The organism is Bradyrhizobium sp. SZCCHNS1022 (assembly GCF_032484835.1).
GTDB lineage: Bacteria > Pseudomonadota > Alphaproteobacteria > Rhizobiales > Xanthobacteraceae > Bradyrhizobium.
In genome coordinates this window covers 217,397-239,515 of record NZ_JAUETT010000005.1, presented here as the reverse complement: position 1 = coordinate 239,515, position 22,119 = coordinate 217,397, and the positions used below count along the sequence as shown (strand labels likewise).

22 protein-coding genes are annotated in these 22,119 nt (G+C 64.0%); 14 read left to right on the top strand and 8 right to left on the bottom strand.

Annotation, left to right across the window (positions count from 1 at the left end; translation table 11 throughout):
- From QX071_RS26500 to QX071_RS26485, 4 genes are read left to right on the top strand one after another with little or no spacing between them, the layout of a single operon-like run.
- On the top strand, positions 1-690 hold the full coding sequence (locus QX071_RS26500; protein ID WP_315705262.1) for a Fe2+-dependent dioxygenase: 690 nt from the start codon (positions 1-3) through the stop codon (positions 688-690).
- Complete coding sequence (gene exbB, locus QX071_RS26495) at positions 687-1,703, top strand: tonB-system energizer ExbB (protein ID WP_315705263.1); 1,017 nt, start codon at positions 687-689, stop codon at positions 1,701-1,703. Before QX071_RS26500 ends, exbB begins: the two co-directional genes overlap by 4 nt.
- Before the next feature lie 3 nt (positions 1,704-1,706).
- Entirely contained in the window at positions 1,707-2,174 is a 468-nt protein-coding gene (gene exbD, locus QX071_RS26490; protein WP_315705264.1) for a TonB system transport protein ExbD, read from the top strand.
- A 17-nt stretch (positions 2,175-2,191) separates the two neighbouring features.
- Positions 2,192-2,980: a TonB family protein gene (locus QX071_RS26485; protein ID WP_315705265.1), complete on the top strand. Its 789-nt coding sequence runs from the start codon at positions 2,192-2,194 to the stop codon at positions 2,978-2,980.
- Positions 2,981-3,007: 27 nt separating this feature from the next.
- On the opposite strand, the gene QX071_RS26480 is transcribed toward QX071_RS26485, so the two are convergent.
- The 3 genes from QX071_RS26480 to QX071_RS26470 form a co-directional block, all read right to left on the bottom strand.
- Entirely contained in the window at positions 3,008-3,418 is a 411-nt protein-coding gene (locus QX071_RS26480) for a hypothetical protein (protein ID WP_315705477.1), read from the bottom strand.
- Positions 3,419-3,495: 77 nt separating this feature from the next.
- Positions 3,496-4,176 carry a site-2 protease family protein gene (locus QX071_RS26475; protein WP_315705266.1) on the bottom strand — a complete coding sequence of 227 codons (681 nt, stop codon included), beginning with the start codon at positions 4,174-4,176 and terminating at the stop codon, positions 3,496-3,498.
- Between the two features lie 54 nt (positions 4,177-4,230).
- Entirely contained in the window at positions 4,231-5,127 is an 897-nt protein-coding gene (locus QX071_RS26470) for a LysR family transcriptional regulator (RefSeq protein ID WP_315705267.1), read from the bottom strand.
- 127 nt (positions 5,128-5,254) lie between these two features.
- On the opposite strand from QX071_RS26470, the gene QX071_RS26465 reads away from it, so the two are divergent.
- Positions 5,255-6,154, top strand: coding sequence for a DMT family transporter (locus QX071_RS26465; protein ID WP_315705268.1), 900 nt, complete (start codon positions 5,255-5,257; stop codon positions 6,152-6,154).
- Between the two features lie 11 nt (positions 6,155-6,165).
- On the opposite strand, the gene QX071_RS26460 is transcribed toward QX071_RS26465, so the two are convergent.
- The 4 genes from QX071_RS26460 to QX071_RS26445 all read right to left on the bottom strand — a co-directional run bounded on the left by QX071_RS26460 (position 6,166) and on the right by QX071_RS26445 (position 11,024).
- Complete coding sequence (locus QX071_RS26460) at positions 6,166-6,912, bottom strand: SDR family NAD(P)-dependent oxidoreductase (RefSeq protein WP_315705269.1); 747 nt, start codon at positions 6,910-6,912, stop codon at positions 6,166-6,168.
- A 174-nt stretch (positions 6,913-7,086) separates the two neighbouring features.
- Positions 7,087-7,821: an SDR family oxidoreductase gene (locus QX071_RS26455; RefSeq protein ID WP_315705270.1), complete on the bottom strand. Its 735-nt coding sequence runs from the start codon at positions 7,819-7,821 to the stop codon at positions 7,087-7,089.
- A gap of 132 nt (positions 7,822-7,953) precedes the next feature.
- A complete protein-coding gene (locus tag QX071_RS26450; protein ID WP_315705271.1) occupies positions 7,954-9,777 on the bottom strand; it encodes an IlvD/Edd family dehydratase in 1,824 nt (607 codons plus the stop codon).
- A 134-nt stretch (positions 9,778-9,911) separates the two neighbouring features.
- Entirely contained in the window at positions 9,912-11,024 is a 1,113-nt protein-coding gene (locus QX071_RS26445) for a LacI family DNA-binding transcriptional regulator (protein WP_315705272.1), read from the bottom strand.
- 271 nt (positions 11,025-11,295) lie between these two features.
- Here QX071_RS26445 and QX071_RS26440 point away from each other — a divergent pair, with 271 nt between their 5' ends.
- The 8 genes from QX071_RS26440 to QX071_RS26405 all read left to right on the top strand — a co-directional run bounded on the left by QX071_RS26440 (position 11,296) and on the right by QX071_RS26405 (position 20,203).
- Complete coding sequence (locus QX071_RS26440) at positions 11,296-12,357, top strand: sn-glycerol-3-phosphate ABC transporter ATP-binding protein UgpC (protein ID WP_315705273.1); 1,062 nt, start codon at positions 11,296-11,298, stop codon at positions 12,355-12,357.
- Between the two features lie 67 nt (positions 12,358-12,424).
- On the top strand, positions 12,425-13,747 hold the full coding sequence (locus QX071_RS26435; RefSeq protein ID WP_315705274.1) for an ABC transporter substrate-binding protein: 1,323 nt from the start codon (positions 12,425-12,427) through the stop codon (positions 13,745-13,747).
- Between the two features lie 228 nt (positions 13,748-13,975).
- Positions 13,976-14,929 carry a sugar ABC transporter permease gene (locus tag QX071_RS26430; protein WP_315705275.1) on the top strand — a complete coding sequence of 318 codons (954 nt, stop codon included), beginning with the start codon at positions 13,976-13,978 and terminating at the stop codon, positions 14,927-14,929.
- Entirely contained in the window at positions 14,926-15,846 is a 921-nt protein-coding gene (locus QX071_RS26425) for a carbohydrate ABC transporter permease (protein WP_315705276.1), read from the top strand. The genes QX071_RS26430 and QX071_RS26425 overlap by 4 nt, the downstream gene beginning before the upstream one ends.
- A 225-nt stretch (positions 15,847-16,071) precedes the next feature.
- Positions 16,072-17,058, top strand: a complete 987-nt coding sequence (gene denD / locus QX071_RS26420; protein ID WP_315705277.1) for a D-erythronate dehydrogenase — start codon at positions 16,072-16,074, stop codon at positions 17,056-17,058.
- 30 nt (positions 17,059-17,088) lie between these two features.
- A complete protein-coding gene (locus tag QX071_RS26415) occupies positions 17,089-18,261 on the top strand; it encodes an acetyl-CoA acetyltransferase (RefSeq protein WP_315705278.1) in 1,173 nt (390 codons plus the stop codon).
- 241 nt (positions 18,262-18,502) lie between these two features.
- Positions 18,503-18,904 (top strand): GNAT family N-acetyltransferase, encoded by a 402-nt coding sequence (locus QX071_RS26410; protein WP_315705279.1) that lies wholly within the window; start codon positions 18,503-18,505, stop codon positions 18,902-18,904.
- Positions 18,905-19,264: 360 nt separating this feature from the next.
- Positions 19,265-20,203 (top strand): metallophosphoesterase, encoded by a 939-nt coding sequence (locus QX071_RS26405; RefSeq protein ID WP_315705280.1) that lies wholly within the window; start codon positions 19,265-19,267, stop codon positions 20,201-20,203.
- Here the strand turns inward: QX071_RS26405 and QX071_RS26400 are convergent.
- Positions 20,197-20,781 carry a CDP-archaeol synthase gene (locus QX071_RS26400; RefSeq protein WP_315705281.1) on the bottom strand — a complete coding sequence of 195 codons (585 nt, stop codon included), beginning with the start codon at positions 20,779-20,781 and terminating at the stop codon, positions 20,197-20,199. The two genes, QX071_RS26405 and QX071_RS26400, sit on opposite strands and share 7 nt — an antisense overlap.
- Before the next feature lie 126 nt (positions 20,782-20,907).
- Here QX071_RS26400 and QX071_RS26395 point away from each other — a divergent pair, with 126 nt between their 5' ends.
- A complete protein-coding gene (locus QX071_RS26395; protein WP_315705282.1) occupies positions 20,908-22,116 on the top strand; it encodes a CoA transferase in 1,209 nt (402 codons plus the stop codon).
- The last annotated feature ends 3 nt before the right edge of the window (positions 22,117-22,119 follow it).

The window sequence follows — 22,119 nt, the reverse complement described above, 5'->3', positions numbered from 1 at the left end:
ATGCTGGTCTGCATTCCGGAAGTCCTCAGCAAGTCTGATGTCGCCGAATTCCGCCGCATCATGGATGCGGCGGAATGGGAGGACGGTCGCTCAACGGCCGGAGCGCAGTCCGCGATGGTCAAGCGCAACGAGCAATTGCCTGCCGACGGCGAGGTGGCGCGGGCGCTGGGGCAGCGGATCGTCTCCGCGCTGACGAAAAATCCGCGCTTTCTCTCGGCAGCAATTCCACTGCAGATCTTTCCACCGTTGTTCAACCGCTATGCAGCCTCCGGCGGCCACCATTTCGGCATTCATGTCGACAACGCCGTGCGCGGCGATCCGCTGACGGGGCTGCGCATCCGCACCGACCTGTCGATAACCTTGTTCCTGGCGGAGCCCGAGGAATACGACGGTGGCGAACTTGTGATCGAGGACACCTACGGATCGCACGAGGTCAAATTGCCCGCAGGCGAGGCCGTATTGTATCCGTCATCGAGCCTTCATATGGTGACGCCGGTGACCCGCGGCGCCCGGGTCGCCTCTTTTTTCTGGATGCAGAGCATGATACGGGATGCCCACGTCCGCAGTATGATCTTTGATCTCGATAATGTGATCCAGGGTCTCGCGGGGCGGCTGGGGCGCGACGATCCCGAAACCGTCAGATTGACCGGCATCTATCACAACCTGATCCGCTACTGGGCCGAAGTATGAAGACATCGTTCCGCTTTTGCGCCGCGCTCGTTCTGACAGTCATGCTTGTGGCGCCTTTGGCCTACGCGCAGCAGGTGACGACGCAGGCTCAGCAGACGCCGGCAGGGCAAGCTCCGGCGGCCCAGGCGTTCTCAGCGGCTTTGTCGGGGCAGACGCCCGCGGCTCCAGCGCCCGTTAGTCCGGCGCCTGCTGAGAACAAGTCGCAAGTCAGTCAGGCCGTGACCGGGACAAATCCTTTGGCGATCACGCCGAACGATGCCGCGCCAGCAGCTCAGCCGAATGTGGATGGTGCTGCCCGGCCGGCCAAATCGATCGCCGTTGGTCTCGATGAATTGTCGCCCTGGAGCATGTTCCTGAAGGCCGACATCGTGGTCAAGGCGGTGATGATCGCGCTCGCACTCGCCTCGGTCGCGAGCTGGACCATCCTGATCGCCAAGAGCATCGAGTTCGCGGTGCTGAAGCGCAAGCTCGGCGGCGCGTTGCGCAAGGTCGCCAGTGCGAAGTCGCTGGCTGAAGCGCAAATCGCGATGGGCAGCTCGACGAGCGTGCTGTCGTCGCTCTTGCATGCGGCAATTGCGGAGTTGCGGGTATCGAGCGATCTGCCGAGCGATGCCGGCATCAAGGAGCGGGCCGCTTCGAGCTTTGCCGAAATCGCCCGCGCGGAAGGACGCCGGGTTCGCGTCGGTATGGGTCTGCTCGCCACGGTCGGCGCCATCTCGCCCTTCGTCGGCCTGTTCGGCACCGTCTGGGGCATCATGAACAGCTTCATCGGCATTTCGAAGTCGCAGACCACCAATCTCGCCGTGGTGGCGCCCGGTATCGCCGAGGCGCTGTTGGCAACGGCGATCGGCCTTGCCGCGGCGATTCCTGCCGTCATCATCTACAATCACTTCTCGCGCGTGACCAAAGCCTATCTGGAGCAGGTCGGCCGCGCGTCCGGCGCGGTCGGGCGGTTGTTGTCGCGCGATCTCGACCGCAGTCATGTTGCGATCCATTCGCGGGCGGCGGAGTAGGCGATGGCCGTTTCGCTCTCGGATGGCGATCTCGACGACGAATTCGACGAGACCCACGACATCAATGTGACGCCGTTCATCGACGTCATGCTGGTGCTGCTGATCATCTTCATGGTGGCTGCGCCGCTCTCGACCGTCGATCTGCCGATCGACCTGCCGACCTCGACCGCCGCGCCGCAGAAGAAGCCGGACAAGCCGATCTACGTCTCGATCAAGCCGGACCTTTCGCTTGCCATCGGCGAGAACGGGGTGAAGCGAATCGATCTGGTGCGCTCGCTCGATACGACGCCCGAAGCGAGCAGGGACCGTCCGATCTTCCTGCGCGCCGACAAGGTCGTGCCTTATGGTGAGCTGATGCAGGTCCTGGAGCTGCTGCGCGCCGGCGGCTACACCAAGGTCAAGCTGGTCGCGCTGGAGCGCGCGCCCGCCGCGCCCGGCCAGGTGCCGGCGGCTCAGCCGGCGCAGCCCTGAGCGAGGCGAGGCCAGCGATGAGCCATCTCGACACCGGCAACAGGACGTCGCGGAGATTGTGGTTCTTGGCCGCGGTCGGCGCGCTGATGCTCCATGTCGGCGGCGCGGCGCTGGCGCTGACGCATCTGAAGGACGATGAGGATATCGGCGGCCTCGGTGCTGACGGGGCCGAGATCATCGACATCGACATGGCTTCGCCCAAGGTCGAGAACGACGAGGTTCCAGTCGGTCAGGATTCGGTGGCCCAGACCGCTTCGCCCCAGCTGCAGGAGCAGAAGGCCGAGGTCGAGCAGACCGACCTGCCGAAGGATATGCCGACCACCACGGACGAGGCGGACCAGCAGGTGACGACCTCCGATGTGAAGAAGCCGACGGAAGAACAGAAGGTCGCGGCGGTCCAGACCAACGCTTCAGATGCTCTGGAGGCCTCGGAGGACAGTGCCAGGAAATCGCTCGATGACAAGGCGCCCGAGGCTGAGAAGACCAAGGCGCCCAATGTCGGCATCGGCAAGGACAAGGAAAAGCTCACGGCGAATTGGGGCCGCAAGATCAGCGCCTATTTCGAACTGCACAAGAAATTTCCACCCGGGAAAAAGGCCAAGGTCCAGGTCAAGCTGGCCTTGGTGCTGAACCGGCTCGGCCATGTCGTATCGGTGGACGTGAAGGAATCCTCCGGCGACCAGGCTTATGATGATGCGGCAGTGGCCATGGTTCGCCGCTCGGATCCGGTGCCGAAGCCGCCGGCCGGTCTCACCGACGATGAGTTTCCGTTCACGTTGCCGGTGAACTTCAATCCGCCCAAATGAGGCGAGCCGGCTGGCGTCAGCCGAGCCTCAGCGAAAATAATACCTGATCCCGACGTAGACCACCACAAGGCAGGCAAAGATCAGCGCCACCGGCAGTTTCGGCCTAGTGGTGGCGCCGTTCTGCGCCGTCTTGGCTTTCGGCGGCAGCCGCCGGAACGCGGTCACGTTATCGGTCACCGGTTGCTGGGCTGGCGCTGCCGCCTTCACCTCGGGCGGTGCGCCGCCTCCCCCCATTTCGGCATAATAGGCCTTGTACATTTCACGGATGGTGGCCTCGGTGGCGTCGTGCTCCGACATGTCGGTGAGCCGGGTCTTGTAGCTCGCCAGGAACTCCTGTGCCTGCGGGGGCAGGTCCGATGCGCCGTTCAACTTGGCGATCATCTTCCAAGTCGCAAAATCCGCACGCGCCCGCGTGTCGGCCCGGCGAGCGATCATCATGTCAGCAGCTTTGGCCAATGGTGCCTCGGGTCTCGTTTCCCCATCCCGCCTGTGGTTAGTGCTTCAAATTCGCCGCACTAGGTGTTGCCGGTCAATAGCAGAAGGAGCTGGAAGATTGAATCGGTTGTGACGCGGAGCAGCCTTGACACAAAATCAAGATTTAGACCGAACTGCGCGCCCGCCAAGGGCAGCAGGATCAAAATCGCCAGCAGAATCAGCATCCCGAAGGGTTCCAAACGCGCCAGCGCCGCGGCCAAGGGTCGCGGCAGCAAGCCGACGGCGACCCGGCCACCATCGAGAGGCGGGATGGGCAGCATGTTGAACACCGCGAGCATGATGTTGATCGTCAGCGCATTGTAGAGATTACGGGCCACCCAGCGTGCAGCCTCCGGCGGGACCAGGGGCATCAGGTGGAATGCGAGCGCCGCCACCAGCGCCAACAGGATGTTGGTGGCGGGACCGGCCAGCGCCACCATCACCATGCCGGTGCGCAGCGGCTTCAGATTGCGAAAATTGACTGGCACCGGCTTGGCATAGCCGAACAGGAACGGCGAGCCCGAGAACAACAGCAGGGCGGGCAGCAGCAGCGTGCCGAACGGGTCGATATGCCTGAGCGGATTGGCGCTCACGCGCCCCAGTCGCAACGCGGTGTCGTCGCCGAACCGCCAGGCCACGAAGCCATGCGCGGCCTCATGGAAGGTGATCGCGACGACCAACGGCAGCACCCAGGTGGAGATGGCGTAAAGGGAGATGTTCAACAGCTTGGTTCCAGACGGCTCACGCCATTAGATAGCCTCCGTCGCTCTCAGCCGCTACGGCATTTCGCTCCGGCCCTGCAATGACCGCAGATGTCGTGGCGGGGTGCGCTGGGTCAGTGCATCTTGCAGATGGTCCGCGAGGCGCTCGGCGGCTTTCGACAGCCGTGGGGCGCGATGCAGCCGGATTTCGGCAGCGGGAAGCGGCGGCATGCCGTCTCGTCCCGACAGCGGACGAAGCCGCGACGGGAAGGTGCCGGCCTTCACCACGGTGACGGCGAAACCTTGCGCGGCGATCGACTCGACCGCGGCGCTGCGGCTGACGAAGGCGAGACGCCAGCGGCGTCTGGCGTCATCGAGCGCGGTCATTGCCCAGTCGCGGAACAGGCAGCCTCGTGGATAGAGCGCGACGGGCAGCGGGTCACGGGTCTCGATGGGGGCAGGGCCCACGGCCCAGACCGCCTGCTCGCGCCGCAGGAATTCGCCGTCGCCGCAGCCCTCCGGATGCATCGCGACGACGAGGTCGTAAGCCTCGCCGAGCCGGGCCGGCATTGTCGCCGTGAGGCCGGTCTCCATCTCGACATGGATTCCCGGATGGCTGGCCATGAAGCGCGCGAGCAGCGGAGGCATGACGCTGGTGCCGTAATCGTCCATGACGCCGAGCCGGATGACGCTCGTGATCTTGCTCTCGCCGAGTTGCGCGACCGCCTCGTCGTTGAGCGCGAGAATCTGGCGGGCGTAGCCGAGCAGATGCTCGCCCGCCGGGCTGAGATCGACGCGGGCCTTGCTGCGACGGAAGAGCGCCACGCCGAGCCGATCCTCCAGCCGCCTGATCTGCATGCTCACGGCGGATTGGGTGCGGTTGAGCATATTGGCGGCGCGGGTGAACGAGCGATGGTCAACCACGGCGACGAAGGCTTTGAGCAGGTCCGGGTCGAGAGGCGGCTGGTTCATCACGCACCGTGATCAGGCGTATCAATAAAATTCCATTTGTTGATTGGTAGCTCGTTCTTACTCTGGTCGGCAAGGTGCTGCGAAAAACGATACGAATTTCGGAATCTGCGCAACAGGAGGACTCGACTTGGGTGGAGAAGGCTGGGGTGTTCTGGCAGCAGTGCTATCGAGTGGGCTCGGCGGCACCTCGATCGGCGCCACCCGCTACCTGGCACCGGTCATCGATCCGCTCGCCATCGGGTCTTTTCGCTTCGGTATCGGCGTTCTGCTGCTGCTGCCGCTGGGTTATCTGAGAGGCGACCGCTGGCCTTCGGCGGGCGATTGGCTGGGCGTTGTGCTCTTGGGACTGTTGTACTTCGGGCTGTTTCCAGTCCTATTCAATGCGTCCCTTATCTTCACGACCGCGGCGCGCGGCGCACTCGCGCTCTCGACCTTGCCGCTCCTGACTATGGTGATCGGCGCGCTGCTCGGCAGCGAGCGCCTCACTTGGCGCAAGTCCGCCGGCGTGGTGCTGGCGACGGTCGGCGTCGCGCTGGCGTTGCTGACGGGGTTGTCGTCCGCCCCCGCCGGCGCTTGGCGCGGCGATCTGCTGATGGTCGGCGCCGCGTTGTGCATGGCGCTTTACAGCATCTGGTCGAAGCCGTTCATCCGCCGCGCCAGCCCGATCGGCTTCACCGCGCTCTCGATGGGGATCGGCGCGGTCGCCCTCATCCTTCTTTCCCGCTGGCGCGGCAGCTTCGCGCCGGTCGCCACCTTCGGAGCGCCACAATGGATTGCCGCGGTCTATCTCGGCGCGCTCGGCGCAGCGCTGACGTTCTATCTCTGGGCGTTCGCGCTGGTGCGGACGACGCCAACCCGGGTCGCGATCTCCGTAACCGTCAATCCGGTGACCGCGTCGCTGGTCGGAGCGTTTCTTCTCGACGAGCCGCTGCGCTGGAACCTCGTCGCCGGCATTGTGGCCGTGTTCGCCGGCATTTGGATCGCGACGACCGAGAGTCCGGCGGCCAAATCGAAGCCTGCTGCGTGAGGCTGGCGGCGTCAGTACGTCGCGCGGCCGCCGGAAATGTCGAACACGGCGCCGGTGGAGAAGGCGCAGTCCTCCGAGGCGAGCCAGGCGACCATCGCCGCCAACTCCTCGACGAGCACGAAGCGGCCCTTGGGTATCTTCGAGAGCATGAAGTCGATGTGAGTCTGCGTCATCTGGTCGAAGATCGCGGTTTTCGCCGCTGCCGGTGTGACGGCATTGACCGTGATGTCGTGCTGCGCCAGCTCCTTGCCGAGCGATTTCGTCAGCGCGATCAGGCCGGCCTTCGAGGCGGAGTAATGCGCGGCGTTCGGGTTGCCTTCCTTGCCGGCAATCGAGGCGATGTTGACGATGCGGCCATATTTCTGCTCGAGCATCACGGGCACGATCGCTTTGCAGCAGATGAAGGGGCCGTCGAGATTGATGCGCAGTACCTTGCGCCATTCTTCGAGGTCGGTCTCCCACACCGTCCTGTTGACGCCGGCAATGCCGGCGTTGTTGACGAGGATGTCGATGCGGCCGAACGCCTTGATCGTTTCGTCGCGTGCCGTCTCTACCGCTGCGGTGTTGGTGACATCGACCTTGAGCGCGATCACCGCGGGACCGATCTCCCTGGCGGTCTTCTCGGCGAGCGCCAGATCGTGATCCCAGATCGCGACCCTGGCGCCGGAGGCCACGAAGCGCTCGGCGATGGCGCGGCCGAACCCTTGCGCGCCGCCGGTGACGACGGCGCAGCGGTTATTGAGGTCGATCTGGTTCATGGTGTCCTTCCCCCAAACTATTCGTGACCGTCATTCCGGGGCGCGCGAAGCGCGAACCCGGAATCCCGAGATTGGCTTGCGTGCTCCTCAGATCGAGATTCCAGGTTCAGCCCTCCGCGCAAAATGGCCTTGCCATTTTGTCGCGCGGGCTGCCCCGGAATGACGGAGATTGTTTTACAGTGTCCAGCCGCCGTCGATGCAGTGTGCCACGCCGGTCGTGAACGCGCTCTCGTCGCTGCCGAGATAGACCGCAAGATGCGCGATCTCCTCGGCGGTACCGAGCCGGCCCATCGGCTGGCGCGAGATGAACGTCTCCAGCCCGTTCGGACCTGCCGCGGCGGCGCGGCCGAGCATCGACGGCGTTTCCACCGTGCCGGGGCAGATGCAGTTGCAGCGGATCCGTTTGCCGACGAAATCGGCGGCGACCGAGCGGGTCAGCGCGCCGACTGCGGCCTTCGTCGCCGCATAGACGTAGCGATTGGGCGCGGCCTTGAACACGCCCGCGGCGGAGGCGATGTTGACGATGGCGCCACCGCCACCCTCCAGCATCTTCGGCAGGAAGGCGCGGATCGTGCGATGCATCGACTTGACGTTCAGGTCGAAGGAGAAATCGAAATCCTCGTCCGAGCAGTCGAGGATGGTGCCGTGATGCACGAAGCCGGCAGCATTGAGCAGGATCTCGACCTTGCCGACGCGGTCGGCCAGCGCGTTGACGGCCGCGGTGTCGCGGACGTTGAGAACGGCGGTCTCACTGATGCCTTCGCTCTTCAGCGTGGCGAGACCCTTCTCGTCGATGTCGGTGGCGAACACGGTGGCGCCTTCGCGGGCAAAGGCGATGGCGCAGGCCCGGCCGATCCCGGCGGCGGCTGCGGTGACAAAGGCGCGCTTGCCCTTGAGGCGGTCGGACATGGTATCTCCCTGGGTGTCTCGTCTGTTTGTTGGTCATTCCGGGACATCGCGAAGCGATGGGCCCGGAATCCATAACCACGATCGGGAGTATGGATTCCGGGCTCGCGCTATGCGCGCCCCGGAATGACAGCGTCAGTGGTTGTGGCGCGCGACGCCGACCTTGCCGGCGATGTCGTGATATCGCGTGGCGAATTCCATGCAGGCGCCGGTGGCGTGCTGGCCAACTGTCTTGCGATAGAGCTCCTGCCAGGGTGTCTGGTTGGCCGGATACGGGAAGCCACCCTTCGCCTTCAGCTCGGCGTGGCGTTTGGCGACCTCTTCGTCGGAAATGAGGATGTTGGCGCTGCCCTTGTTGAGATCGATCCGCACCCGGTCGCCGGTCCTGAGGATGGCGAGACCGCCGTCGGCGGCGGCTTCCGGCGAGGCGTTGAGGATCGACGGCGAGCCGGAGGTGCCGGACTGCCGTCCGTCGCCGATGCAGGGCAGCGAGTGGATGCCGCGTTTGATCAGCGCCGCGGGCGGTTGCATGTTCACCACCTCGGCGCCGCCGGGATAGCCGATCGGACCGGCGCCCCGGATGAACAGCACGCAGTGCTCGTCGATCTCGAGCGCGGGATCCTCGATCCGGTGGTGATAATCCTCCGGGCCGTCGAACACGATGGCGCGGCCCTCGAAGGCGTTTGGGTCCTTCGGATTGCTCAAGTAGCGGTCGCGGAATTCCTTGGAGATCACGCTGGTCTTCATGATCGCGGAATCGAACAAATTGCCGCGTAGCACCAGGAAGCCGGCATCCTTCACCAGAGGCTTGTCGTAGCTCCAGATCACGTCGCCGTCGGGCTTGGGCGCCTGACGGCAATTGTCGCCCATCGGGCGGCCGTTCACCGTGATCGCGTCCTCGTGGATGCGCTTCTGCCGCATCAACTCGCCGATCACGGCCGGCACGCCGCCGGCGCGATGGAATTCCTCGCCGAGATAGAAGCCGGCCGGCTGCATGTTGACCAGCAACGGCACGTCGTGGCCGACTTTCTGCCAATCGTCGATGTTGAGTTCGACGCCGATATGGCGGGCCAGCGCGTTGATGTGGATCGGCGCATTGGTCGAGCCGCCGATCGCGGAATTCACCACGATGCAGTTCTCGAACGCCTTCCGCGTGAGGATGTCGGACGGTTTCAGATCCTCCCACACCATGTCGACGATGCGGGTGCCGGTCTCGTAGGCGATCTGGCCGCGCTCGCGATAGGGGGCGGGGATTGCGGCGCAGCCCGGCAGCGACATGCCGAGGGCTTCGGCCAGCGCGTTCATGGTCGACGCCGTGCCCATGGTGTTGCAATGGCCGATCGAGGGCGCGGACGACGCCACGATCTCCATGAACTGCTCATAGTCGATCTCGCCGGCGGCAAGCCGCTCGCGCGATCTCCAGACCACGGTGCCCGAGCCGGTGCGCTCGCCCTCGTGCCAGCCGTTCAGCATCGGCCCGCCCGACAGCACGATCGCGGGAATGTTGACGGTCGCGGCCGCCATCAGGCAGGCCGGCGTGGTCTTGTCGCAGCCGGTCGTCAGCACCACGCCATCGAGCGGATAGCCGAACAGGATTTCCACAAGGCCGAGATAGGCCAGGTTGCGGTCAAGTGCCGCAGTCGGCCGCTTGCCGGTCTCCTGAATCGGATGGGTAGGAAACTCCATCGCGATGCCGCCGGCGGCGCGGATACCTTCGCGGACGCGGTGTGCCAATTCGAGGTGGTGGCGATTGCACGGTGACAGGTCGTTGCCGGTTTGTGCAATGCCGATGATCGGCTTGCCCGACTGCAGTTCGGCGCGGGTCAGGCCGTAATTCAGATAGCGCTCGAGATAGAGCGCAGTCATGCCGGGGTTCGTGGGATCGTTGAACCATGCCTGCGAGCGCAGCTTGCGGCTCTTGTCCGCGCCATTGCCGGCGTGGCCGTTGGTTTTTGTCATTCATTCCTCCCGCACTGCGAAGTGGCAAGGCCGGTTGGTAACCACCGGCGTCTCGATTTGGCTTCCCGAGGCGCGACCTTGCGCCGCAAGGATGCAGCATTGGTTCGTCCTTGAACATGGACGACGTGTTTCGTTCAAGTCTGTTCTAAGCCCGGGTATTTGATTGCGCTACCATTTTGTTCCGTCGCGCCGGCCTGCGCAGGACTGCAGATCGTTGGCCGCACGTGCAAGGTCGAACTCTGTCGCTGCATGACCTCGAAGCCGAGATCGACGACGCGCGGGTCCGGCGCGTGTCCTTCGATGGCATCAACGATCATGGTGGCAGCGCGGTTGCCCATCTCATAGCGATTGGTGCGGACGCTGCTCAGCGTCGGGACGGCGGCCGCCATGAACTCCATGTCGTTGAAGCCGACGATCGCCATCTGATCGGGGATCGCGATGTGCCGGCGCTGGCATTCGAACATCACGCCCATGGCGAGGTCGTCATTGGCGCAGAACACGGCATCGATCTCCGGCGCCCTGGCGATCAGGTCTGAGAACAGGCTGCCGCCGAGCGTCACCGATGTCGGCGCGGTCGTGGTGACGATCAGGCGCGGATCGAGCAGGGCGGCATCTTTCATCGCCTTCTGATACCCCTGCAGCCGCCGCTGCACCCTGGGGTCCATGCGTGCGCCGACGAAGCCGATGCGGCGACAGCCCTGGTCGAGAAGGTGCGAAATTGCCCCATAGCAGGCGTCGACGTGGGAAAAACCGATCATCATGTCGATCGGCTCGGAGCCGAGCTCCATGATCTGGACCACGGGACAGTCGGCCGCCTCGATGATCGACCGGCTGTCCGCAGTCTGGTCGATGCCGGTCACGATCAGCCCGGCCGGCTTCTGCATCAGGAACAGCCGCAGCAGGCGCTCTTCCTGCAGCACGCTGTAGCGGGTGTTGGCGAGCTGGATGCTGTAACGGCTGCCCTCGAACGCGTCATAGATGCCGCGCAGGACGTCCGAGAACACGTTGTTGGTGAGGGAGGGGATCAGCGCGCCGATCACCTCGGTGCGCTGCGAGGCCAGGGCCCGCGCGGCAAGGTTCGGCACGTAGCCGAGTTCCTTGGCGGCGCTTTCGATGCGGACGCGCCGGCGCGGCGATACCGTCTGCGGATTGCGGAAGAAACGTGACACGGTGATCGGGCTGACGCCCGCAAGCTCCGCGACTTCGGTCAGCCGCACTTTGCCGTGCTTGATCCGTTTCCGTCCCATGGATCGCTCATAAGCATGGGCGGTCCGGCTGACAAGCGATATTGACAGCGCAATCACGCGGTTGCTAATCGAACCATTGCTAAAGCCGGATAAACTGCCGACAATACCCGCCGAGTTCGGGGGGCGTGTCTGACGGCGGCGACAACGACAAAACACGAAGAACAAAAATAAGAACAAAAACAACAAGAACAACAAAAGCGACCGAGAACAAGAACGGCAGGAACGCCGGCGGCACGCAGCAAAAAGCTGCCGGTCATCGAGGAGGAAATTGATGTCGTCTGTGAATATTCGCGACGTGCGGAAGTCGTTCGGCGGGTTCGAGGTCCTGCACGGCGTGACCATCCCGATCGAGGACGGCGAGTTCGTCGTGCTGGTCGGTCCTTCCGGCTGCGGCAAGTCGACGCTGCTGCGCATGCTCGCCGGCCTCGAGAACATCACCTCCGGCACCATTTCGATCGGCGAGCGCGTCGTCAACAACGTGCAGCCCAAAGAGCGGGACATCGCGATGGTGTTCCAGAACTACGCGCTCTATCCGCACATGACGGTCGCGGACAATATGGGCTTCTCGCTGAAGCTGCGTGGCGCCAAGCCCGACGACATCAAGCGTGGCGTCGCGCGCGCGGCCGAGATTTTGGCTCTCACCCCGCTGCTCGACCGCTATCCGCGCCAGCTCTCCGGCGGCCAGCGCCAGCGCGTCGCCATGGGGCGCGCCATCGTGCGCGATCCCCAGGTGTTCCTGTTCGACGAGCCGCTGTCCAACCTCGATGCCAAGCTGCGCGTCGCCATGCGCACCGAGATCAAGGAACTGCACCAGCGGCTGAAGACTACCACCGTCTACGTCACCCACGACCAGATCGAGGCCATGACCATGGCCGACAAGATCGTGGTGATGCATGACGGCATCGTCGAGCAGATGGGATCGCCGCTGGATCTCTACGACAAGCCGGACAACCAGTTCGTCGCCGGCTTCATCGGCTCGCCGGCGATGAACTTCCTCAACGGACATCTGAAGTCCAACGGATCGGCCTATGTCGAGACCGACAATGGCGCCAAGCTGCCGCTGATGACCGCGCCCACGGCCTCGGATGGGCGTCCGGTGGTCTATGGCGTTCGGCCGGAGCATCTCGAACTCGCCAGCGACGGGATCGAAGCCGAGGTGGTCGTTGTCGAGCCGACGGGGTCGGAGACCCAGATCGTCGCCCGTATCGGCACCCAGGACATCATCGCGGTATTTCGCGATCGCCACGAGGTCAATCCCGGCGAGAAGATCCATCTGCGTCCGCGCGCGTCGGCGGCGCATCTGTTCGACAAGGATAACGGCCGGAGGATTTAGCCGCCGGCCGTTCGACGCGAACGACAACAACAAACAATCAAAATATTGAAATGGGAGAAAACTTCAGATGGCAGATTTCCTGACCGACCGGCGCTCGCTGCTCAAGGGCGGAGCGACCATGCTGGCCGCCGCTGCGACCATGTCCAGCGAACAGCTGCTCGGCTATGCCAAGGCCTGGGCGCAGAGCTCGCCGTGGAAGCCGGAAGCGGGCGCCAAGATCAACCTGCTGCGCTGGAAGCGCTTCGTCGAGGCCGAGGACGTGGCCTTCATGAAGATCGTCGACGCCTTCCAGAAGGCCAACAACGTCACGATCAACGTCTCCAACGAATCCTATGACGACATCCAGCCCAAGGCCTCGGTCGCGGCCAATACGGGGCAGGGGCTCGACATGGTCTGGGGCCTCTACTCGTTGCCGTTCCTGTTCCCGAGCAAATGCACCGACATGAGCGACGTCGCCGACCATCTCGGCAAGGTCGCCGGCGGCTGGACCGACTCCGGCAAGGCCTATGGCATGCTCGACGGCAAATGGATCGGCATTCCGGTGGCCGCCACCGGCGGGCTCGTCAACTATCGCATCTCGGCGATGGAAAAGGCCGGTCACAAGGAATTCCCGAAGGACCTCGCGGGCTTTGCGGATCTCATCAAGGGCATGAACAAGAACGGCACGCCGGCCGGCATGGCTCTGGGGCATGCCTCGGGCGACGCCAATGGCTGGCTGCACTGGGCGCTGTGGGCCCATGGCGGCAATCTGATCGACAAGAACAACAAGGTCGTCATCAACTCGCCGGAGACGGCCAAGGCGCTGGAATACGTCAAGGGCCTGTACGACAATTTCGTCCCCGGCACCGCGTCCTGGAACGACTCGTCCAACAACAAGGCCTTTGTCGCCGGCCAGCTCTATCTGACGGTCAACGGCATCTCGATCTATGTCGCGGCGAAGAAGGACAATCCGCAGGTCGCCGAGGACATGAACCACGCGCATCTGCCGGCCGGTCTCGACGGCAAGACGCGCGAGCTGCATCTTGGCTTCCCGATCCTGGTCTACAACTTCACCAAATATCCGCAGACCTGCAAGGCGTTCACCGCGTTCCTGCTGGAGCCGGCGCAGTTCAACCCCTGGATCGAGGCGGCGCAGGGCTATCTGTCGCACTTCCTCAAGGCCTACGACGCCAACCCGATCTGGACTGCGGATCCGAAGAATACGCCATACCGCGACGTCGCGGCGACGGCGGTGACACCGGCCGGCGTTGGCAAGATGGGCGAGGGGCCGGCAGCGGCCATCGCCGACTTCGTCGTGGTCGACATGTTCGCGAACTACTGTACGGGACGCGAGGATGTGAAGACGGCGATGACCACGGCGGAGCGTTCGGCCAAACGTATCTTCCGCTGAGAACGTGACCTGGACGCTGGGTGGGCGTGACTCGCTTTGCCTGCCCTGCGTACGTGCTGTCATTCCGAGGGCGATGCGAGGCATCGGACCCGGGATCCCGAGGTGAGCGAGACGGCGTAGGGTGGGCAAAGGCGCGGAGCGCCATGCCCACCATCTACTCGACGGGACATATCGGTGGGCACGCTTCGCGTTGCCCACCCTACAGTTCAGATTGGAGCTGCACTGCGAATGAGTACCATTCAGACTTCACTGCCACGCGCCGCCGGCATCGGCGAGCCGTCCAGATGGTCGCGGCTGCAGACCAACCGCAACTTCATCGCACTGTGGTTCATGCTGCCGGCCGCGGCCTTCCTGATCCTGTTCCTGGCCTATCCGCTGGGGCTCGGCGTCTGGATGAGCTTCACCGACGAGAAGATCGGCCGTAGCGGCATCTTCGTCGGGCTGGAGAACTATGAATGGCTGTGGGATGACGCGATCTTCTGGCTCGCGGTGTTCAACACGCTGCTTTACACCATCGTCGCGAGCGCGATCAAATTCGCGATCGGGCTGTATCTCGCGCTGCTTCTGAACCGGCGCATGCCGTTCAAGGCGATGATCCGCGCCATCGTGCTGATCCCCTTCATCGTGCCGACGGTGCTGTCGGCGATCGCGTTCTGGTGGATCTATGATGCGCAGTTCTCGATCATCTCCTGGTCGCTGATCAAGCTCGGCGTCATCAGCCACAACATCAACTTCCTCGGCGACGCCAACTGGGCGCGCGCCTCGGTCATCATCGCCAACATCTGGCGCGGCGTGCCGTTCGTGGCGATCACGCTGCTCGCGGGCCTGCAGACCGTGTCGCCCTCGCTCTACGAGGCGGCCACCCTCGATGGCGCCACCAATTGGCAGCGCTTCCGCTACATCACCTATCCGCTTCTTACCCCGATCATCGCGGTGGTGATGACGTTCTCGGTTCTGTTCACCTTCACCGACTTCCAGCTGATCTGGGCGCTCACTCGCGGCGGTCCGGTCAACGCGACGCATCTGATGGCGACGCTCAGCTATCAACGTGGCATCATCTCCGGGCGGTTAGGGGAGGGCGCCGCGATCGCAACCGCGATGATCCCGTTCTTGGTCGCCGCCATAGCGATCTCCTGGTTCGGCATGCAACGGCGCAAATGGCAGCAAGGAGCCGACCAATGACCGATACCACGCTGCAAACGAAGACCGCTGCTGCGGCTGCCGCTCTTGCAGCCTCCGACGACAGCGAGGGCATGAGCTATCTGGAGTCGTTGCCGCGACGGCTGGTGACGCTCTATCTGCCGCTGTTCATCATCCTGGTCGTGCTGCTGTTCCCGTTCTATTGGATGGGACTGACCTCGATCAAGCCGGACGAGCAGCTGATCGACATGAACACCTACAACCCGTTCTGGGTTGTGCATCCAACCTTCAAGCACATCTACAAGCTCCTGTTCGAGACGGAGTATCCGCGCTGGCTTTGGAACACGATGTATGTCGCTGTCGGCGCCACCACGCTGTCGATCATCGCCTCCGTGCTTGCAGCCTATGCGATCGTGCGTCTCCGTTTCAAAGGCGCCGATACGGTCGGCATCCTGATCTTCTTCGCCTACCTGGTGCCGCCGTCGATCCTGTTCATCCCGCTGGCCTCCGTGATCCAGGCCTATGGCCTGTTCGACTCGCCGCTATCGCTGATCCTGGTCTATCCGACGCTGCTGATCCCGTTCTCTACCTGGCTGTTGATGGGCTACTTCAAGACCATCCCCTTCGAGCTCGAGGAATGCGCGCTGATCGACGGCGCTAGCCGCTGGCAGATCCTGGTCAAGATCGTGGTGCCGCTCGCAGTGCCCGGGCTGATCTCGGCCTTCATCTTCTCGTTCACGCTGTGCTGGAACGAGTTCATCTATGCGCTGACCTTCTTGCAATCGACGCCGAACAAGACGGTGCCGGTCGCGATCGTCAACGAGTTCGTCGACGGCGACGTCTACAAATGGGGCTCGCTGATGGCCGGTGCCCTGGTCGGCTCGCTGCCGCTCGTGATCCTTTACGCCTTCTTCGTCGAGCATTATGTGTCGGCGATGACCGGCGCGGTGAAGGAGTAATCGAAGCCGCGTAGTCGTAGGGTGGGCAAAGGCGCGCATGCGCCGTGCCCACCGCTATATTGACGCGCTCGACGATGGTGGGCACGCTTCGCTTTGCCCACGCTACGGCAGGCGCAGGGGCGGTGCAGCCCTCTCCCACAAGGGGAGAGGGCGCATTCATCGGTACCGCCGGTGCTGGATCCATACGAGAAGACAAGAAGAGAAGAATAGATAAGGAGTTTTCCCTTGCATATCCTGGTTCTCGGTGCCGCCGGCATGGTCGGGCGCAAACTGGTCGAGCGGCTCGTGCGCGACGGCCGGCTCGGCAACACCCCCATCACCCGCATGACGCTGCAGGACGTCGTGGCACCGACCAAGCCCGAAAAGGCCGGCTGTCCCGTTGACGTCATGGCCGGCGACTTCGCCGTGCCCGGCTTTGCCGAGAAGCTCGTCGCTGCGCGTCCCGACGTGATCTTCCATCTCGCCGCGATCGTCTCCGGCGAAGCCGAGCTCGATTTCGATAAGGGCTATCGCATCAATCTCGACGGCACCCGGATGCTGTTCGACGCTATCAGATTGATCGGCGACGGCTACAAGCCGCGCCTGGTCTTCACCTCCTCGATCGCGGTGTTCGGGGCGCCGTTCCCGGAGGCGATCGGCGACGAATTCTTCCATACGCCGCTGTTGAGCTATGGCACCCAGAAGGCGATCGGCGAGCTGCTGCTGGCCGATTACACCCGCCGCGGCTTCTTCGATGGCGTCGGCATCCGTCTGCCGACCATCTGCATCCGGCCGGGGCTCCCCAACAAGGCGGCGTCCGGTTTCTTCTCCAACATCCTGCGCGAGCCGCTGGCGGGCAAGGAAGCGGTGCTGCCGGTGTCCGAGGATGTCCGCCACTGGCATGCGACGCCACGTTCGGCGGTCGGCTTCCTGCTGCATGCCGCGACCATGGACACCGCCAGGATCGGCCCGCGCCGCAACCTCACCATGCCCGGGCTCTCCGCCACAGTCGGCGAGCAGATTGCCGCGCTCAAGCGTGTCGCCGGAGAAAAGGTGGCGGCGCGGATCAAGCGCGTGCCGGATCCCTTCATCATCGGCATCGTCGACGGCTGGCCGCGCAATTTCGAGGCCAGGCGCGCCCGCGAGCTTGGATTCACCACGGAAGAACATAGCTTCGATGACATCATCCGTATTCACATCGAGGACGAACTCGGTGGTAAGTTCGTGGCCTGATCGCCTCGAAGAGAATTTAGGAGCAAGATGATGACAGCCAACATCGTGGGATGGGCGCATACGCCGTTCGGCAAATTCGACGCCGAGACGGTGGAGAGCCTGGTGGTGAAGGTCGCCAATGAGGCGATGGCAGATGCCGGCATCGCCGCCGGCGACGTCGACGAGATCGTGCTCGGCCATTTCAACGCCGGCTTCTCGCCGCAGGACTTTACCGCCTCGCTGGTGCTGCAGGCCGATCCGGCGCTGCGCTTCAAGCCTGCGACGCGGGTGGAAAACGCCTGTGCGACGGGCTCGGCCGCCGTGCAGCAGGGCCTGCGCGCCATTCAGGCGGGGGCCGCGAAGATCGTGCTGGTGGTGGGCGTCGAGCAGATGACCCGCACGCCCGGACCCGAGATCGGCAAGAACCTGTTGAAGGCCTCGTATCTGCCTGAGGATGGCGACACGGTCGGCGGCTTCGCCGGCGTGTTCGGCAAGATCGCGCAAGGCTATTTCCAGAAGTATGGCGATCAGTCCGATGCGCTGGCGATGATCGCCGCCAAGAACCACAAGAACGGCGTCGCCAATCCTTACGCGCAGATGCGCAAGGACTTCGGCTTCGAGTTCTGTCGCTCCGAGAGTGAGAAGAATCCTTATGTCGCCGGCCCCCTGAAGCGCACCGACTGCTCGCTGGTGTCGGACGGCGCGGCTGCTTTGGTGCTCGCGGACGCGGAGACGGCCAAGAGCATGCGCAAGGCCGTGAACTTCCGTGCCACCGCGCATGCGCAGGATTTCCTGCCGATGTCGAAGCGCGACATCCTCGCATTCGAGGGCTGCACCGTGGCCTGGCAGCGCGCGCTGGAGAAGGCGGGCGTGAAGCTGGAAGATCTCTCCTTCGTCGAGACCCATGACTGCTTCACCGTGGCCGAGCTGATCGAATACGAAGCGATGGGCCTGACGCCGAAGGGGCAGGGCGCGCGCGCGATCAAGGAGGGCTGGACGCAGAAGGACGGCAAGCTGCCGGTCAATCCGTCGGGCGGCCTGAAGGCCAAGGGCCATCCGATCGGCGCCACCGGCGTCTCCATGCACGTGATGACCGCGATGCAGCTCTTGGGTCAGGCGCCGGAAGGCATGCAGCTGCCGAATGCGCAGCTCGGCGGCATCTTCAACATGGGCGGCGCCGCAGTGGCCAACTACGTCTCGATCCTGGAGCCGGCGAAGGCGTAAGCGGTCATCGCATCCGATAGAGGTCCCGGTGAAAGCCGGGACCATACTCCGTTGTGCCGCTCGCATGTCGGCCGGAGAGGGCGGTTTTAGGTCAGCGGCCAGCGGCCAAGTGGTCCGCGCGGCGTACGCATGACCGCGCGGGTTGCGCGACTTGTTCTGTCCCGTCAACGTCGCGAAAGCGCGGCGTCACCGGGCGCGCGCCGCCGCAGCGGGCCGGCATTGATCAGGTCAGGAGCCTCGTGTGGTCGAGCTGATCCCAATCTCGCATGTCCGCGCCGGCGATCCGTATGAAACCGATGTGCGGGAGCTTGTGAACGAGGCGTTTCCGGAGGGGGCTCCCGACGAGCTCGGCCAGTATTACGCGCGGCATGGCCACCCTCATGCGACGCTGCTCGTCCGATCCGATGAGCGGATCGTTGGTCATCTCGCGATCTACGAACGCCAGATCAGGTGTGGCGCCGAAGAGGTGACGGTCGGGCTCATAGGCGAGGTTGCAGTCGCAGCCTCACACCGCGGACGAGGGCACGCTCGCGCACTCGTCGACAACGCTCACGGCTATTTGCGCCAGCGGCAGATCCCGTTCTCGATCCTGTTCGCCTTTGGAGCCGCGCGTCTATGCCTCCAGCGGCTACAGGTTGATTGAGAACGAGACTCGGTTTCTCGGCAAGGACGGTACCTGGCAATCCGGCGTCTATCCGGGCAGCATGGTTGCCGAACTGATGGGACGGCGCTGGCCGAATCTGCAGGTCGATCTTTGCGGGCGACCGGTTTAGGCGACCTAGCCGAGGAGCAAGACGTGACGTGATCGTGTTCACGGCGGCTCGCGAGGTTCGGCCGTGGCCATTGCTGTCATTGACGGTGTTTCCCGTGGAGCCGTCAAGATGGAGCGCCGCATTTATTGGCCATGCCAAACCGACGCAAAGGTCGTATAGAGGAATGCAGTGACCCGTCGTCGGCGGTACGACTCTCGGGGGGCAAGTTGGGCGCTGATGAAGCCAGTCTGGTGAACCGTCTCGAGCAGCGCCTTGGCCGCTTGCATGCGCGCCAGCGGCTCGGCATCGAGGCGGACCACGAGGCCCAGATCTTCGGCCAGGGACTGAACTTCTTCCACTTGGAAAACTGGTATTCGGTCCATGCGGTGATCCGCGGCGTCTTCAAGCTCAGCGGGCTTTATTGGCGCGGATTGCGCAATGCGGCCGACGTGCGGGTCAGGATCACGGATCTCGGCTTCGCCGCGCTGCCGTCGGCGTTCGAGGGCTTCACACTGCTCCACATCAGCGATCTGCATGTCGACATGAACGAGCGCGCCATGCAGCGGATGATCGAGTTGTTGCCGACGCTCACCTATGACGTCTGCGTTCTGACCGGCGATTTTCGCGGCGCCACCTTCGGCCGGTTCGATCGCGTGCTCGAGGGCATGCAACGGATCTGCGCGGCGCTGAAGCCGCCGGTTTACGGTGTGCTCGGCAATCACGACACGATCCGGCTGGTCCCCGGTCTGGAGGACCTCGGGGTTCGGATGCTGCTGAACGAGTGCGAGACGATCGCGCGCGGCGATGAGCGCATCTACCTCTGCGGCATCGACGATGCCCATTTCTATCGCGTCGACAATATCGAGAAGGCCGCCTCCGACATCCCGCCGGCGAGCTTCACGATCCTGCTGTCGCATACGCCGGAAATCTATCGTCAGGCGGCGCACGCCGGTTTCGACCTGCTGCTCGGCGGGCATACCCATGGCGGGCAGATCTGCTTGCCGGGCTCCGTTCCGATCACGCTGGATTCCGCGCTGCCGCGCCGGCTCGGATCGGGTGTGTGGAGATATCATGACATGACCGGTTACACTTCGGTCGGCGTCGGATCGTCGGTGGTTCCGATCCGGCTCAACTGTCCGCCCGAGATCACCTTGCATCGGCTGCATCGCAGCGTCCCGCGCGATCAATAGGGCCGGTCGCGTATCTTCAGCCAGAACAGCAGGCGCGAGAGCACGATCTCGCCAACGAGGAAGATGCCGGCCACAGCGGCGACGTCGGCAGCCGTCAGATCGAGCTCGTACCAGCACAGTAGCGTCGGCAACAGCGATTCTGGGATCTGGTCGAGGCCGGTGGCCCGGCTGCTCGACCTCAGTCCAAGCCGGCGCTTGACGAAGCTCGAGAACAGATCGCCGGCCATGGCGGCGGCGCCCACCAGAAATCCCGTGCTCACGTCGAGGCCGAGCAGCAGCGCAGCGACGCCAGTCGTCACGATGGACAGCACCAGTCCGCGCACCGTCTTCGATTCACCGAGCAGCGGCCGCCCGTCGAGGAAGCGGCAGCCGCCATCGAGCGGCCAGGACCAGCGCTCGCCCATGATGAGCTTGGCGATGACCGGTACGCCGTTCGCGACAGTGAGCAGCGTGAGCAGTTTGACGACGATCGTAATCTGCATTGGATGACTGGCCGGTTCTGCCGATGCTTTAGCATTGGCGCCTCGGCATTCAAATGACAGCGGTTGATCACGGCCGCGGACGGCGACGCCGCCCATGCCTTTCTCAGGTTCAGGCCAGGTGACGACCAGTCTCGGCGCATAGCCCCATACGCCGGCCGAGCTTGATCTCGTCGCCGCGCTGCCGTTAGCTCGCAGCAACGAACAGAGGGAGCCGACGCCGCCATGGGACCGCTTGCGGGCATCAAGGTCATCGACATGACCACCGTGTTGATGGGGCCTTATGCCACCCAGATGCTCGGCGATTACGGTGCCGATGTCATCAAGGTGGAATCGCCCGAGGGCGACGTCACCCGATTGATCGGACCGACCAGGCATCCCGGCATGGGTCCGGTCTATCTCAACACCAACCGCAGCAAGCGTTCGATCTGCCTCGACCTGAAGAAGCCCGCGGGGCATGAGGCGGTGCTGCGCCTCATCGAGAATGCCGACGTGCTGGTCTACAACGTCCGGCCGCAGGCGATGGCGCGCCTGGAACTCGGTTATGATGTCGTCTCGAAGATCAATCCGCGGCTGATCTATGCCGGCGTGTTCGGCTTCGGTCAGGACGGGCCCTATGCGGCCAAGCCTGCTTATGACGATCTGATCCAGGGCGGCGCGGGGCTGGCGCATCTGATGGCGGTCGCAGGCGACGGCACGCCGCGCTATGTGCCGAACGCGCTGGTCGATCGCATCGTCGGCCTCACTGCGGTCGGGGCGATCTGCGCGAGCCTCGTGCATCGCGATCGCACCGGCCGCGGCCAGCGGCTCGATATCCCGATGTTCGAGACCATGGCGAGCTTCGTCATGGGCGACCATATGGGCGGGCTGACCTACGAGCCGCCGCTCGACAAGGGCGGCTATGCGCGGCATCTGTCGCGCGACCGCCGGCCTTACAAAACTGCCGACGGCTATATCTGCGTGATCGTCTACAATGACAAGCAGTGGAATGCCTTCTTCGACGGCGCGGGCCGCGAGGATCTGCGCCACGATCCTCGCTTTGCGACCTTCGCCGGGCGCGCCGCCAACATCGATGTCGTCTATGCCGAACTCGCGCGCATCTTCCTGACCCGCACGACGGCCGAATGGACCGAGCTGCTCACGAAGGCGGACGTGCCGGTCATGCCGATGCACGATCTGACCAGCATTCTTGACGACCCGCATCTCGTTGCGACCGACTTCTTTCACGTCGTCGATCATCCGACCGAAGGTCCGATCCGCAGCATGCGAGTGTCGGCGAACTGGTCGGAGACCAGGGCGGAGCCAGCGCGGTTAGCGCCCCGGCTCAACGAACATGGCGAGGCGATCCTGCGCGAGGCTGGATTTTCGTCCGACGCGATTGCCGCCATGGTCCGCGACGGCGTGACGACGCCGTCACCCGCAAAGAAGGACTGACGT

Bases quoted from the DNA above. Each gene is read 5' to 3' on its own strand.
- QX071_RS26500 (WP_315705262.1), top strand. From the start codon at position 1: ATGCTGGTCTGCATTCCGGAAGTCCTCAGCAAGTCTGATGTCGCCGAA.
- exbB (WP_315705263.1), top strand. From the start codon at position 687: ATGAAGACATCGTTCCGCTTTTGCGCCGCGCTCGTTCTGACAGTCATG.
- exbD (WP_315705264.1), top strand. From the start codon at position 1,707: ATGGCCGTTTCGCTCTCGGATGGCGATCTCGACGACGAATTCGACGAG.
- QX071_RS26485 (WP_315705265.1), top strand. From the start codon at position 2,192: ATGAGCCATCTCGACACCGGCAACAGGACGTCGCGGAGATTGTGGTTC.
- QX071_RS26480 (WP_315705477.1), bottom strand. From the start codon at position 3,418: ATGATGATCGCTCGCCGGGCCGACACGCGGGCGCGTGCGGATTTTGCG.
- QX071_RS26470 (WP_315705267.1), bottom strand. From the start codon at position 5,127: ATGAACCAGCCGCCTCTCGACCCGGACCTGCTCAAAGCCTTCGTCGCC.
- QX071_RS26460 (WP_315705269.1), bottom strand. From the start codon at position 6,912: ATGAACCAGATCGACCTCAATAACCGCTGCGCCGTCGTCACCGGCGGC.
- QX071_RS26455 (WP_315705270.1), bottom strand. From the start codon at position 7,821: ATGTCCGACCGCCTCAAGGGCAAGCGCGCCTTTGTCACCGCAGCCGCC.
- QX071_RS26450 (WP_315705271.1), bottom strand. From the start codon at position 9,777: ATGACAAAAACCAACGGCCACGCCGGCAATGGCGCGGACAAGAGCCGC.
- QX071_RS26445 (WP_315705272.1), bottom strand. From the start codon at position 11,024: ATGGGACGGAAACGGATCAAGCACGGCAAAGTGCGGCTGACCGAAGTC.
- QX071_RS26440 (WP_315705273.1), top strand. From the start codon at position 11,296: ATGTCGTCTGTGAATATTCGCGACGTGCGGAAGTCGTTCGGCGGGTTC.
- QX071_RS26435 (WP_315705274.1), top strand. From the start codon at position 12,425: ATGGCAGATTTCCTGACCGACCGGCGCTCGCTGCTCAAGGGCGGAGCG.
- QX071_RS26430 (WP_315705275.1), top strand. From the start codon at position 13,976: ATGAGTACCATTCAGACTTCACTGCCACGCGCCGCCGGCATCGGCGAG.
- QX071_RS26425 (WP_315705276.1), top strand. From the start codon at position 14,926: ATGACCGATACCACGCTGCAAACGAAGACCGCTGCTGCGGCTGCCGCT.
- QX071_RS26415 (WP_315705278.1), top strand. From the start codon at position 17,089: ATGACAGCCAACATCGTGGGATGGGCGCATACGCCGTTCGGCAAATTC.
- QX071_RS26400 (WP_315705281.1), bottom strand. From the start codon at position 20,781: ATGGGCGGCGTCGCCGTCCGCGGCCGTGATCAACCGCTGTCATTTGAA.
- QX071_RS26395 (WP_315705282.1), top strand. From the start codon at position 20,908: ATGGGACCGCTTGCGGGCATCAAGGTCATCGACATGACCACCGTGTTG.